The organism is Corynebacterium glutamicum ATCC 13032 (genome assembly GCF_000011325.1).
Classification (GTDB): domain Bacteria; phylum Actinomycetota; class Actinomycetes; order Mycobacteriales; family Mycobacteriaceae; genus Corynebacterium; species Corynebacterium glutamicum.
This window is the reverse complement of record NC_003450.3, coordinates 2,799,523-2,814,041: the sequence shown is the minus strand read 5'-3', so window position 1 is coordinate 2,814,041 and position 14,519 is coordinate 2,799,523. Positions and strand designations below refer to the sequence as shown.

Genomic DNA, 14,519 nt, shown 5'->3' with positions numbered 1-14,519 from the left:
ACCATGGACATCATCATCTGCAAAGACGAGCAAGAAGTCGGCAAAGCAGCGGCAGCCCTGATCGCACCCTTCGCAACTAAGGGCGGAACCTTGGGGCTTGCAACTGGATCGTCACCTTTGAGCACCTACCAAGAGCTCATTCGCATGTATGAAGCTGGGGAAGTGTCATTCAAGAACTGCAAGGCATTCTTGTTGGATGAATACGTGGGATTAACGCGCGACGATGAAAACAGCTACTTCAAAACCATTCGTAAAGAGTTCACTGACCACATCGACATCGTTGATGAAGAGGTCTACAGCCCAGATGGTGCAAACCCTGATCCATACGAAGCAGCTGCAGAGTATGAGGCAAAGATCGCTGCAGAATCCGTTGATGTTCAAATCCTTGGCATCGGCGGAAACGGCCACATCGCTTTCAATGAGCCATCATCTTCTCTGTCAGGACTGACAAAGGTCCAGGCGCTGCACCCTAAAACTGTGGAGGACAACGCTCGATTCTTCAACACCATCGAAGAGGTCCCAACCCACGCCCTCACCCAGGGTTTGGGCACTTTGTCCCGCGCGCAAAACATCGTGTTGGTGGCAACTGGTGAAGGAAAAGCCGACGCCATCCGCGGAACTGTGGAAGGCCCACTGACCGCCATGTGCCCAGGTTCCATCCTGCAGATGCACAACAATGCCACCATCATCGTTGATGAAGCAGCAGCATCCAAGCTGGAAAACGCTGATCACTACCGTCTCATGGAGCAATTAAAGCTGCGCTAGAAACAAAAAGGAAAGTAGTGTGTGGGGCTATGCACACAGAACTTTCCAGTTTGCGCCCTGCGTACCATGTGACTCCTCCGCAGGGCAGGCTCAATGATCCCAACGGAATGTACGTCGATGGCGATACCCTCCACGTCTACTACCAGCACGATCCAGGTTTCCCCTTCGCACCAAAGCGCACCGGCTGGGCTCACACCACCACGCCGTTGACCGGACCGCAGCGATTGCAGTGGACGCACCTGCCCGACGCTCTTTACCCGGATGCATCCTATGACCTGGATGGATGCTATTCCGGTGGAGCCGTATTTACTGACGGCACACTTAAACTTTTCTACACCGGCAACCTAAAAATTGACGGCAAGCGCCGCGCCACCCAAAACCTCGTCGAAGTCGAGGACCCAACTGGGCTGATGGGCGGCATTCATCGCCGTTCGCCTAAAAATCCGCTTATCGACGGACCCGCCAGCGGTTTCACACCCCATTACCGCGATCCCATGATCAGCCCTGATGGTGATGGTTGGAAAATGGTTCTTGGGGCCCAACGCGAAAACCTCACCGGTGCAGCGGTTCTATACCGCTCGACAGATCTTGAAAACTGGGAATTCTCCGGTGAAATCACCTTTGACCTCAGTGATGCACAACCTGGTTCTGCTCCTGATCTCGTTCCCGGTGGCTACATGTGGGAATGCCCCAACCTTTTTACGCTTCGCGATGAAGAAACTGGCGAAGATCTCGACGTGCTGATTTTCTGTCCACAAGGATTGGACCGAATCCACGATGAGGTTACTCACTACGCAAGCTCTGACCAGTGCGGATATGTCGTCGGCAAGCTTGAAGGAACGACCTTCCGCGTCTTGCGAGGATTCAGCGAGCTGGATTTCGGCCATGAATTCTACGCACCGCAGGTTGCAGTAAACGGTTCTGATGCCTGGCTCGTGGGCTGGATGGGGCTGCCCGCGCAGGATGATCACCCAACAGTTGCACGGGAAGGATGGGTGCACTGCCTGACTGTGCCCCGCAAGCTTCATTTGCGCAACCACGCGATCTATCAAGAGCTTCTTCTCCCAGAGGGGGAGTCAGGGGTAATCAGATCTGTATTAGGTTCTGAACCTGTCCGAGTAGACATCCGAGGCAATATTTCCCTCGAGTGGGATGGTGTCCGTTTGTCTGTGGATCGTGGTGGTGATCGTCGCGTAGCTGAGGTAAAACCTGGCGAATTAGTGATCGCGGACGATAATACAGCCATTGAGATAACTGCAGGTGATGGACAGGTTTCATTCGCTTTCCGGGCTTTCAAAGGTGACACTATTGAGAGATAAGTCATAAAAAAGGGTCTTTTGTGGCGAATTGTACAAATACTTCGCAAAATCCCTTGATCGGACACAAATAAACAGGTTTAATGTTGTTTAGCTTTTGAACAAACATTCATGTCTGAATATTTTTGCTTCTTCCCGGTTAAGGAGAAATTCATGGACCATAAGGACCTCGCGCAACGCATCCTGCGCGACATTGGCGGCGAAGACAACATTGTCGCCGCCGCACACTGTGCAACGCGTTTACGCCTCGTGCTCAAAGACACCAAGGATGTGGATCGCCAAAGTCTGGATGATGATCCAGATCTGAAAGGCACGTTTGAAACGGGTGGTATGTTCCAGATCATCGTCGGGCCAGGCGATGTGGATCATGTTTTCAAAGAACTCGATGACGCAACCTCCAAAGACATCGCTGTGTCCACAGAGCAGCTCAAAGATGTTGTGGCTAACAACGCCAACTGGTTCAGCCGTGCTGTGAAGGTATTGGCGGACATTTTCGTCCCGCTGATTCCAATCTTGGTTGGTGGCGGTCTGCTCATGGCTATCAACAATGTGTTGGTTGCGCAGGATCTGTTCGGTCCGCAATCACTGGTGGAGATGTTCCCTCAGATCAGCGGTGTTGCTGAGATGATCAACCTCATGGCATCTGCGCCGTTCGCGTTCTTGCCAGTGTTGGTTGGTTTCACCGCAACCAAGCGTTTCGGCGGCAATGAGTTCCTGGGCGCCGGTATTGGTATGGCGATGGTGTTCCCGAGCTTGGTGAACGGCTACGACGTGGCCGCCACCATGGCTGCGGGCGAAATGCCAATGTGGTCCCTGTTTGGTTTAGATGTTGCCCAAGCCGGTTACCAGGGCACCGTGCTTCCTGTGCTGGTGGTTTCTTGGATTCTGGCAACGATCGAGAAGTTCCTGCACAAGCGACTCAAGGGCACTGCAGACTTCCTGATCACTCCAGTGCTGACGTTGCTGCTCACCGGATTCCTTACATTCATCGCCATTGGCCCAGCAATGCGCTGGGTGGGCGATGTGCTGGCACACGGTCTACAGGGACTTTATGATTTCGGTGGTCCAGTCGGCGGTCTGCTCTTCGGTCTGGTCTACTCACCAATCGTCATCACTGGTCTGCACCAGTCCTTCCCGCCAATTGAGCTGGAGCTGTTTAACCAGGGTGGATCCTTCATCTTCGCAACGGCATCTATGGCTAATATCGCCCAGGGTGCGGCATGTTTGGCAGTGTTCTTCCTGGCGAAGAGTGAAAAGCTCAAGGGCCTTGCAGGTGCTTCAGGTGTCTCCGCTGTTCTTGGTATTACGGAGCCTGCGATCTTCGGTGTGAACCTTCGCCTGCGCTGGCCGTTCTTCATCGGTATCGGTACCGCAGCTATCGGTGGCGCTTTGATTGCACTCTTTAATATCAAGGCAGTTGCGTTGGGCGCTGCAGGTTTCTTGGGTGTTGTTTCTATTGATGCTCCAGATATGGTCATGTTCTTGGTGTGTGCAGTTGTTACCTTCTTCATCGCATTCGGCGCAGCGATTGCTTATGGCCTTTACTTGGTTCGCCGCAACGGCAGCATTGATCCAGATGCAACCGCTGCTCCAGTGCCTGCAGGAACGACCAAAGCCGAAGCAGAAGCACCCGCAGAATTTTCAAACGATTCCACCATCATCCAGGCACCTTTGACCGGTGAAGCTATTGCACTGAGCAGCGTCAGCGATGCCATGTTTGCCAGCGGAAAGCTTGGCTCGGGCGTTGCCATCGTCCCAACCAAGGGGCAGTTAGTTTCTCCGGTGAGTGGAAAGATTGTGGTGGCATTCCCATCTGGCCATGCTTTCGCAGTTCGCACCAAGGCTGAGGATGGTTCCAATGTGGATATCTTGATGCACATTGGTTTCGACACAGTAAACCTCAACGGCACGCACTTTAACCCGCTGAAGAAGCAGGGCGATGAAGTCAAAGCAGGGGAGCTGCTGTGTGAATTCGATATTGATGCCATTAAGGCTGCAGGTTATGAGGTAACCACGCCGATTGTTGTTTCGAATTACAAGAAAACCGGACCTGTAAACACTTACGGTTTGGGCGAAATTGAAGCGGGAGCCAACCTGCTCAACGTCGCAAAGAAAGAAGCGGTGCCAGCAACACCATAAGTTGAAACCTTGAGTGTTCGCACACAGGTTAGACTAGGGGACGTGACTCTACGCATCTTTGACACCGGTACCCGTACGCTTCGAGATTTTAAACCTGTTCAACCAGGTCATGCCTCGGTGTACCTGTGTGGTGCCACCCCGCAATCTTCACCCCACATTGGACATGTTCGTTCAGCAGTAGCGTTTGATATTTTGCGCCGCTGGCTCATGGCTAAGGGACTTGATGTGGCATTTGTTCGCAATGTCACTGATATCGATGACAAGATTCTCACCAAGGCATCTGAAAATGGTCGCCCTTGGTGGGAATGGGTGTCCACCTATGAACGTGAATTCACCTGGACGTACAACACGTTGGGTGTGCTTCCTCCATCAACGGAGCCTCGTGCAACAGGCCACGTCACTCAGATGATTAAGTACATGCAGCGCTTGATTGATAACGGCTTTGCTTACGCCGTTGATGGCTCTGTGTACTTTGATGTCGCAGCGTGGTCCAAGGCTGAAGGATCTGACTATGGTTCTTTGTCCGGAAACCGTGTTGAAGATATGGAGCAGGGCGAGCCCGATAACTTTGGTAAGCGGGGGCCACAGGACTTTGCTCTGTGGAAGGCTGCCAAACCGGGTGAGCCGTCATGGCCAACCCCTTGGGGAGACGGCCGGCCGGGTTGGCATTTGGAATGCTCTGCCATGGCCACCTACTATTTGGGTGAGCAATTTGATATTCACTGTGGTGGTTTGGATCTGCAATTTCCACACCATGAAAATGAAATTGCCCAGGCACATGCGGCTGGCGATAAATTTGCCAACTACTGGATGCACAATCACTGGGTAACAATGGCCGGCGAGAAAATGTCCAAGTCTTTGGGCAATGTTTTGGCTGTGCCGGAAATGCTAAAGCAGGTTCGTCCTGTCGAGCTTCGTTATTACCTTGGGTCTGCCCATTACCGTTCCGTCCTTGAGTATTCCGAGAGCGCTTTGAGTGAAGCTGCGGTGGGTTACCGTCGCATTGAGTCTTTCCTTGAGCGTGTGGGGGATGTTGAGGTAGGCGAGTGGACGCCAGGTTTTGAAGTTGCGATGGATGAGGATATTGCAGTTCCTAAGGCTTTGGCTGAAATCCATAACGCTGTCCGCGAGGGCAATGCTGCCTTGGATAAGGGTGATCGTGAGGCAGCGGAGAAGCTTGCTTCCTCGGTTCGTGCGATGACTGGCGTTTTGGGCTTCGACCCCGTTGAATGGGGTTCAGATGCAGGCGCTGATGGCAAGGCAGATAAGGCGCTTGATGTGCTGATTTCTTCGGAGCTTGAGCGTCGTGCAACTGCTCGTGCTGAGAAGAATTGGGCGGTTGCTGATGAGGTTCGAGATCGTCTTGCCGATGCTGGTATTGAGGTTGTGGATACCGCAGATGGCGCTACATGGAAATTGCAGTAATTACAGACACTTTTAAGGAGATAATTTAAACATGGCAGGAAATGACAGTCGTCGAGGCGGCTTACGCAAGACCAATAAAAAAGGTGCAACCAAGGGCAGTGGCGGACAGGTTCGTCGCGGTCTGAAAGGTAAGGGGCCTACCCCTAAAGCTGAGGATCGCACCTATCACGCAGCTCACAAGCGCAAGGTGGAGCGTGATCGTCGTGATCGTGGACGCCACCAGCGTGAAATGCCAGAGTTGGTTGTGGGCCGTAACCCAGTGCTGGAATGTCTGCATGCACGCGTTCCAGCGACTGCTTTGTATGTTGCAGAGGGTGCGGCGAACGATGAGCGTCTGAGCGAGGCAGTGCACACTGCGGCTGGCCGAAATCTTCCAGTGCTGGAGGTTAACAAGCTGGAGCTGGATCGTATGACCGGCAACGGCATGCACCAGGGCATCGGCCTGGCGATCCCTCCTTACGAGTACGCAGATGTTCATGATCTGATCGCCAATGCTGCGGCTTCTAAGAAGCCAGGCATGTTCGTGATTCTGGATAACATCACCGACCCACGTAACTTGGGTGCTGTGATTCGTTCCGTCGGTGCTTTCGGCGGCAACGGTGTCATCATTCCGGAGCGTCGTTCAGCATCTGTGACCGCTGTTGCATGGCGTACTTCTGCTGGTACCGCAGCGCGTGTGCCAGTGGCGAAGGAAACCAACATGACTCGTGTCGTGAAGGAATTCCAGCAAAACGGTTACCAGGTCGTCGGCCTTGACGCTGGCGGCGACCACACTTTGGACACCTACGACGGCACCGACAACGTTGTCATCGTCGTCGGTTCTGAGGGCAAGGGAATTTCCCGTCTCGTTCGCGAAAACTGCGACACCATCATGTCCATACCCACCGAGGGCTGGGTTGAATCGCTGAACGCTTCGGTTGCTGCCGGCGTCGTGCTGTCGGAGTTCTCGCGCCAGCGTCGCATTAAGGGTTAAGCCGGAGGTTGGCGTCGAAAAGCAAAATGCTTTTCGACGCTTCCCTATACTTTGGGCATGGCTAATTCTTCATCGGGGGAAACGGTGTTGCAACGCACCATGCGGGTGTTGCACTGCTTTGATGCAGAAAACGCGAGGTTGGGGCCTCGGAAATCGCGCGTCGCAGTGGTTTGCCTAGCTCGACGGCGCACCGTTTGGTCGTGGAATTGACGTCGGTGAAGTTGCTGGAGCGCTTTTCTGACGGCAAATATGGCATCGGCACGCATGCGTGGGAGACGTTTGTGAGGGCGAATCCTTTGGAGCGCATGAGGCTGCAAGCTCAGACCATCTTGAGTGATGTGCGTGAAGAGCTGGGGCAATACGTGTGTTTGGCGGTGCCGGATTTTGTGGATCGTACGATTTTGTATGTGGAGCGTTTCGATTCGACGGATAGTCAGCTGCGTCTTTTGGGCAGGCATGCGGGGCGTTTGGATTTGCACACCACATCATTGGGGTTGGTGATGTTGGCGTTTGCTTCGCCGCAAACCATTAAGGCAGTGACGAGTTCGCCGTTTAAGGATTCCATTTCGGGGGATATTACGGATGGTGCTGCTGTAGCTGCGATGCTCCCGGAAATTCGCGCGACGGGGCATTTTGTATTTGTGGGTGGTCTGATTCCGGAGAATACGGCGGTTGCGGCTCCGGTTTTTGATCGAAAAGGGGTTGTTCGGGCATCAGTGGGGGTAGTGGCGAGGAACGATGAAATTGATGTGAATCAGGCGGTTTCTGTGGTGCTTGATGCATGCCAAAAGCTCAGCGTAAGGCTACAAAAAGACTCTCTATATTAAGTTCGCATTTCGAACGCGCCCATTTGGCGTGAATGCCCCTACACCCACCTCTTCCCATTGAATGGGAAGAACTTGGTTGTGTGTTTGTGACACCTATTCTAAAGAACATTAAACGTGATTAAGTTCATGATTCTTAATGAGAAAGGGTGATCACATGGAAACCGTGAGGACCGCAACCGCCGCTCCTGAAACTGCATCTTTGAAGCTGCGTGAGGCAGAAAGCCCAGCAAAGTCCCCAAAGAAAGCCGCCTTGGCGTCACTTTTGGGTTCGACTCTGGAGTACTACGACTTTGTCATTTACGGCACCGCCTCCGCGCTGCTGTTCAATCACCTCTTCTTCCCACAGGGCGACCCAGTCGTCGCGACGATCGGCTCTCTCGCCTCATTCGGTGTTGCGTACATTGCGCGCCCCATCGGTGGTCTGGTGATGGGACATGTTGGCGATAAGATCAGTCGCAAAACCGCCCTCATGGTGACGTTGATGATCATGGGTATCGCCTCCATTTCCATCGGACTTCTGCCCACCTACGGACAGATCGGCATTTGGGCGACCGTGCTGTTGATGATCGCCCGCATCGCATAGGGATTCTCTGCAGTCGCAGAAGCTGCAGGTGCATCCACACTGACCATGGAACATTCTCCTGAAGGCAAGCGTGGATTCTTCACCTCATCGGTGATGGCGGGTTGCTCAGTTGGAAACGTCCTGGCTGGCTTGGTATTTATCCCGTTCTTGATGCTGCCGGAAGAACACCTCATGTCATGGGGCTGGCGCGTACCTTTCCTGCTTTCCGCACTGGTTTTAGTTGTCGCATACTTCGTGCGCACCCGACTGGAGGAAGCATCAACTGAGAAGGCCGAAGAGGACGCAGGCGCTCCGGCTTTGGCTGTGCTGCGCACCCAGGGCATTGATGTCGCACGAGTTTTCCTGATCACCTTCTTCGCCGTTGTTCAGACCACTTTCAACGTTTACGCACTGGCATACGCCGCCAACGAAATCGGCATCGATCGTTCCTTCATGGTGATGGTGAACACCATCGCGCTGGGGCTTTCCATCGGAACGATTCCTTTGGCCGCGTGGGTCTCTGACCGCATTGGCCGCAAGCCAGTCTTGCTGTTCGGGGCCATCACCTGTGCAATCACCACCTACTTCTACTTCCAGGCAATCTCTGAAGCTGACCTTGTGCTGATCTTCGCACTGTGCTTGGTCAACCAAGGTTTGTTCTACTCCTGCTGGAACGGCGTGTGGACCATTTTCTTCCCAGAAATGTTCGCATCTTCCGTGCGCTACACCGGCATGGCTATGGGCAACCAGCTCGGTCTGATCATCGTTGGTTTCGCACCAACCATCGCCACCGCCCTGTACGCATGGAACGGTTGGGAAGCTGTTGCGGGATTCATCATCGGCGCAATCGCACTGTCTGCCGCAGTTATTTTGACCACCAAGGAAACCGCCTTCACCAAGCTTGAAGATCTAGGGAAGAAATAATGTCTGACAAGATCTGGAAAGTCGGCATCATCGGTTGCGGTGCAATCAGCCGAAACCATATCGAAGCAGTTCAGGCAATCCCCGGCGCAGAAGTCAGCGCAGTCTGTGATGTGGATGGTGCGAAAGCATCGGAAACCGCAGCGAAATATGGAATTTCTCCCAGTTTCACGTCTGTCGATGAGATCCTCGCCTCCGGGGTGGACATTGTCGCAGTCTGCACCCCACATCCAACCCACGAAACAGTGGTCCTCGCCGCTGCTGCCGCCGGAGTGCACGTGCTTTGTGAGAAGCCAATCGCCATCGAACTCGATTCCGCACAGCGCATGATCGATGCCTGCGAGTCCGCAGGGGTCCAACTTGGCGTGCTCTTCCAGCGCCGCTTCTGGCCCGCGGCTCAAAAAATGAAAAAGGAGCCGTCATGGGCCAATGCACGGTAGCGCTTTACCGAGAGCATTCCTATTACACAGCAACCCCATGGCGAGGAACCTGGGCAGCCGATGGCGGTGGAGTGCTCATGACTCAAGCCATCCACTACATCGATCTTTTGTACTGGCTGTTGGGCGAACCCGTGGAAGTTTTCGGCTACACCAACTCCTTCAAACACGGCGACAACATCGAAGTCGAAGACAGCGCCGTTGCCACTGTGCGTTTTGAATCGGGCGCGTTGGCCACAATTTCAGCCACCACCGCCGCAGAGCCAGCACTCGGCGCACAAGTGCAGGTGATGGGAACAAAGGGTGCCACCATGACGATCCTGGAATTCCCTGAAGGTACCGACGGCAGGCTCATTGTTCGCAGTGAAAACGACACCGTCGAAACCACCCCATCCCACCCCGCGGATCTTTATCCCAATGCCGATCTTTCCATCATCAACGGTGCTTTGATCCCGTATCACACCGCCCAGATCGCAGACTTTATCGATGCGCTCAACGAAGGCCGCCCACCACTGATCACCGGCCGCGATGCCACCAGAGCTCTGAAAGTTCTCCTTGGTGTCTACGAATCAGCAGCCACCCACCAGCCGGTCTCTTTGATCTAACGGAAGCTTTTAAAACGTCACGCCAAATCGGTCTTGCACCTTTATCCTCCCTGTCCACACCACCTGATCAACTAGTGCGCCTCGCAGCTGCCACTGGTTTCTCCTTTGTCGGTCTGCGCGTCATCGCAGTAACCCCCAACGAACGTGTATATGACCTTTCCCCAGGATCCCCACTGCTGGCTGCAACCCAACAAGCGTTGAAAGAAACCGCCCTGTATGTGCTCGACACTGAATTCCTACAGGTAAACGCAGACACCACCCGCGAGGCCTGGCTTCCCGCACTAGAAGCCGCCGGAGCACTGGGAGCTAAAACCTTCACCATCGCCGCCGGTGATGACAACATTGCGCCCCTGACCGACACGATCGGTGCCATGGTTGACGATGCCCGTGATTTCGGAGTCACCCCAGCCCTAGAGCCAATCTCTTACCGCAGCGTGCATTCCATTCCGCAGGCAGCAGCAATCGCCAGAGACTCCGGCGGAAAAGTCGTGGCGGACACCTTGCACATGGCCAGGTTCGGAGCCACCCCAGAAGAACTCACCGACGTCACCGATGTTCTAGGAGTTCTCCAGCTTTGCGATAGCCCTCTGCAACGCCCGGCTGACCTCGACGGACTGGTTACAGAATCCCGCTCCCTGCGTCTGGCTCCCGGCGAAGGTGAACAAAACCTCCTGACCTTTGTCAACGCCCTGGATTCTAACGTCCCACTCAGCGTGGAGACCCCCAACGATGGGGAAGTAGCCTCTCGTGGCGACGCCGGATGGATCAACCACCTCTACAACACCACCCAAGCTCTGTTAGAAAAAATTGAGGAAGCAGTCTAAATGAAACACCAATATGATGTCATCGTTGTCGGTTCCGGCGCTGGCGGATTATCAGCTGCAGTCAGTGCAGCTTACGGCGGTAAGAAAGTCGCTGTAATTGAAAAGGCCTCAGTACTCGGTGGAGCCACCACCTGGTCCGGCGGTTGGGCTTGGACTCCTGGAACCAGCCTTGCGCGCAAAGACGGAGTAGTGGAATCCAAAGAAGAATTCCAAACCTACCTGCAAGCGGTAGTGGGGGAGTACTACCAAGAAGACAACATCTCCGCCTTCTTGGACGCAGCCCCTGAAATGGTCGATTTCTTTGAAAAAAACACCGACCTGCAGTGGACCCCCGGCGCGAAAATCAACGACATCTACGGCAACCTCCCCGGTGCTGGCACTGGACACCGCTCCGTTGGGCCAAAACCATTCAACGGACGCAAAGTACCCAAGAGTGTTCTTCCAAAACTGCGCCACCAGCTGTATGAAACCTCCTTCCTGGGAATGGGCATCATGGCTGGGCCTGACCTGACGAAATTCCTCTCTGCTTCACAGTTCGATCCACGTGGTTGGGTACATGCCGCCAGGCGCGTCATCGTGCACATGTGGGACATGGTCGTGCACAAACGCAATATGCAGATGGTCAACGGTGCAGCACTCACCGCTCGACTGGCTACCTCTGCAGACAAGCTGGGCGTTGATCTCCTGGTCAATCACTCCGCAGTGTCGTTGAATTACAAAAACGACCGCGTTACCGGCGTGAAAGTACAAACCCCACAGGGCTTGGTAGATTTCGAAGCCACTGCCGGCGTCGTGCTCGCCACTGGTGGATTCCCCAACAACGTTGACCTGCGCAAGGAACTCTTCCCACGCACCCCATCAGGTCAAGAACACTGGACCCTCGCGCCAGCAGAAACCACCGGCGACGGACTATCCATGGCTCGGGAAATCGGTGCAGGTTTTGTCAACGACCTGAAATCCCCAGCAGCATGGTGCCCTGTTTCATTGGTCCCATACTTCAACGGAAAAGTCGGCACCTTCCCCCACATCATGGACCGCGCAAAACCAGGCTCCATCGGTGTTGTCTCCACAGGTAAGCGATTCGTCAATGAAGCCAACGGCTACTACGACTACGTTGACGCCATGCTGAAAGCAGCCCCCGAAGGCGAACCAGTTGCATCCTGGCAGATCGCCGACTCCACCTTCGTGCGCAAATACCCACTGGGAATGGCCAAGCCACTACCCGTACCACTCACCCCATACCTGCGTTCTGGATACTTGGTAAAGGGCAAAACCATCGAGGAACTAGCCCAAAAATGTGGCATTGATCCTGCAGGTTTGCGCGCCACCGTCACGGAATTCAATGAAAACGCGCGCCGGGGCGAAGACCCAGAATTCGGTCGCGGATCCACTTCATTCAACAAGTACGGTGGCGACCCCAAGATCGGCCCCAACCCATCACTCGCACCAATCGAAAAGGGCCCGTTCTACGCTGTGAAAGTTGTTCCGGGTTCGTTTGGCACCTTCGATGGCATCAAAGCCGATGGAAAATCACGAGTTCTCCGCGATGACGACACGATCATCGATGGCCTCTACACCGCAGGCAACGATCGTGCCTCCATCATGGGTGGTTTCTACCCAGCAGGTGGCATCAACCTTGGCCCAGCGCTGGCATTCGGATACATCGCGGGCAAAGAACTGGCTAACTCCTAAATGTCGATTTCTTAACAGCGATTTCGGTCGGAAAACCGGGGAAAACCGAGCGAAATCGCCGCTGAGAAATTGAGCTTGAGGTATTGGAACCGTGAAATCGCTGTTAAGAAGCAACCTCGAAACATAGGCGTTTAAGGCGTCGAGATTTCCATATGGGTAGTGAGTTCTGGGGAGAGCAGCTTTAGGCCCTTAGAAGCGATTCTGTGAGGTCGAACTTTTAGAAGTCTTGGCCGTGAAATCACCCTTCTCGAGGCAAACCAGACAGGCGTGACAAGATTGGCGAAAAACTCGAAGTTCTGTCACGTGTGTCCGGTTTCCAATCCCCTAAACCGGACAGGCGTGCCAAAACCTGGCGGAAATCTAGATTTTTGTCACGCCTGTCTGGTTTCCCCTTGTAAAGTGTCAGCACGTTGTGCACACCCAATGTCATATCCTTGTGCACGCCCTATCCCACTAGGTTGTGCACACACAAAGCCACAGCAGTGTGCACACCAACCCAGCCCCTCGGGACAAGTTTCTAGCGCAGAAGATCCCCCGGATCTATCGACTTGAATCGCTTCTCAGCCTCATCACGTTTGCGTTGCCACAACGGTGTCGGGTGTTGCATCCACACCCCACGAATGTTGTAAGAATTGATATACGACTTACCCCGGGCAATCGCCACAACCGGCAACGGAATCGACAACTCAAGCTCCCCGGTTATCGCATCCCAGAAACCAAGCTCAGTTGCCGTCACCGTCCGATAAAACTCCCTGTCCCTCATCGTACGAGGAACAGAAATACGCATCCCCTGGAACACCACCTTCTGATTATTCCCAGCAAACGTAAACACATCAGGATCCACCGGCTTTTTACCAAAACGACGTACCCGTCGACGTTGCTCGGTCTGCTGCATCTTAGACACCGGAACAGATTCCTCCTGCCGAACAAGCGGGACATCTGATTGCTTCTCAATTCGACGACGGGCATAGTGATCGGCTTGCTGTTGAAGCACGACGGGATCAATCGGGGGTTGTTGTTCCACACAGCCCACAATCTCCCAGGCCGCGGCCGGGGTGAGATTATTCGGCAACCCCTGATGCGGGCGACGATTGTTGTAATGATCGCGGAACTGTTCAATATAGTGCGCACATTCCTCAAGTGTGTGTGGTTGATGAGCTTGAAGGAAACGAAATAGTGTGCGGTGGCTGCGTTCGTTTTTACCTTGGGTTTGAGGATGCCCAGGCTTGCCGGTAATGCTTAAACACCCCACCGTCGCGAGATAGCTTTCCAAGCTTCCGACGTATCCTTGCCGCATCCGGTTAAACGCTGAGCCGTTATCACTGAGTAATTCATGCGGGGCACCGAAATGAGCAATCGCTTGTTCTAGCGCTGTTCGGGCATCGACTGAGTTTTCATTCGCGGGGAAGACACAGGTTCCGACATCAAACCGAGTGGCATCATCAAGGATTTGATAGATCGTTACCCGAGTCAGATCAGTATCGTGCAGTGTGTAGATGAAACCATCTATTTGCCACATTTCCATGGCTTGACCTCGTTGAAACCTCACCACCGACGACTTCGGTCGCTTCTTAGGGTTACTTTCAACAGCTCCTGCGGCGCGTAACAAACGAGCAATGGTTGAAACAGATGGAATCGGTGCAGTCAGTTCCCCGGTGGAGATGCCTTCGAATCGAATAGAGATCGGGCCGTACTCCCATCCTTGGGCTTTCAGGCGTGCGCGGATGGACAGCAAGGTGCTGGTGATGGATTCATCGTACGTTCGCCGGGCGGTGATTGGGGCGCTGGAGTGTGGATGCAGTGCTGCGTTGGCGTCTTGTTGGTATCGGTTGCGGATGTTGTAGAAGCTGCGCCGCGATATTTTTAGCCGACTGCAGAACTCTTCGATCGAGGGGCTGTTCGGTGCGAACGGATCGAAATCGATGATCTTGCGTCGGGTTTCTGGGGGTAGGGGTTTAGGCATGATGTCAATTGTGAGCAGCCTAGGACTATGCCTGTGGTGTAGGTCTGGGGTGTGCACAAGGTCATGACAC

At 54.1% G+C, this 14,519-nt stretch carries 9 protein-coding genes and 2 pseudogenes; 10 read left to right on the top strand and 1 reads right to left on the bottom strand.

The genetic code is table 11. The features are described 5' to 3' along the window. The first annotated feature begins 3 nt into the window (after positions 1-3). The 10 genes and pseudogenes from nagB (at position 4) to CGL_RS13145 (ending at position 12,486) form a co-directional block, all read left to right on the top strand. A complete protein-coding gene (nagB, locus tag CGL_RS13195; RefSeq protein WP_011015274.1) occupies positions 4-765 on the top strand; it encodes a glucosamine-6-phosphate deaminase in 762 nt (253 codons plus the stop codon). A gap of 17 nt (positions 766-782) precedes the next feature. Continuing rightward, positions 783-2,084: a sucrose-6-phosphate hydrolase gene (gene scrB / locus CGL_RS13190; protein WP_011015273.1), complete on the top strand. Its 1,302-nt coding sequence runs from the start codon at positions 783-785 to the stop codon at positions 2,082-2,084. A 150-nt stretch (positions 2,085-2,234) separates the two neighbouring features. Continuing rightward, positions 2,235-4,220 carry a sucrose-specific PTS transporter subunit IIBC gene (locus CGL_RS13185; RefSeq protein WP_011015272.1) on the top strand — a complete coding sequence of 662 codons (1,986 nt, stop codon included), beginning with the start codon at positions 2,235-2,237 and terminating at the stop codon, positions 4,218-4,220. 42 nt (positions 4,221-4,262) lie between these two features. Beyond that, positions 4,263-5,645, top strand: a complete 1,383-nt coding sequence (gene cysS, locus CGL_RS13180) for a cysteine--tRNA ligase (RefSeq protein WP_011015271.1) — start codon at positions 4,263-4,265, stop codon at positions 5,643-5,645. A gap of 31 nt (positions 5,646-5,676) precedes the next feature. Further along, positions 5,677-6,618, top strand: a complete 942-nt coding sequence (gene rlmB, locus CGL_RS13175; protein ID WP_003863034.1) for a 23S rRNA (guanosine(2251)-2'-O)-methyltransferase RlmB — start codon at positions 5,677-5,679, stop codon at positions 6,616-6,618. Between the two features lie 170 nt (positions 6,619-6,788). Continuing rightward, entirely contained in the window at positions 6,789-7,445 is a 657-nt protein-coding gene (locus CGL_RS13170) for an IclR family transcriptional regulator (RefSeq protein ID WP_011015270.1), read from the top strand. A gap of 154 nt (positions 7,446-7,599) precedes the next feature. Then, positions 7,600-8,931: pseudogene (locus CGL_RS15875) on the top strand (MFS transporter). Beyond that, positions 8,931-9,970: pseudogene (locus CGL_RS15870) on the top strand (Gfo/Idh/MocA family protein). The pseudogenes CGL_RS15875 and CGL_RS15870 overlap by 1 nt, the downstream one beginning before the upstream one ends. Before the next feature lie 74 nt (positions 9,971-10,044). Beyond that, the gene (locus tag CGL_RS13150) at positions 10,045-10,794 is read left to right on the top strand and encodes a TIM barrel protein (RefSeq protein WP_011015265.1); all 750 of its coding nucleotides are present in this window, start codon (positions 10,045-10,047) and stop codon (positions 10,792-10,794) included. After that, positions 10,795-12,486 carry an FAD-dependent oxidoreductase gene (locus tag CGL_RS13145; RefSeq protein ID WP_011015264.1) on the top strand — a complete coding sequence of 564 codons (1,692 nt, stop codon included), beginning with the start codon at positions 10,795-10,797 and terminating at the stop codon, positions 12,484-12,486. It abuts the gene before it with no gap. Positions 12,487-13,003: 517 nt separating this feature from the next. Here CGL_RS13145 and CGL_RS13135 read toward each other — a convergent pair. Beyond that, complete coding sequence (locus CGL_RS13135; protein ID WP_011013842.1) at positions 13,004-14,449, bottom strand: integrase core domain-containing protein; 1,446 nt, start codon at positions 14,447-14,449, stop codon at positions 13,004-13,006. Positions 14,450-14,519 lie beyond the last annotated feature (70 nt).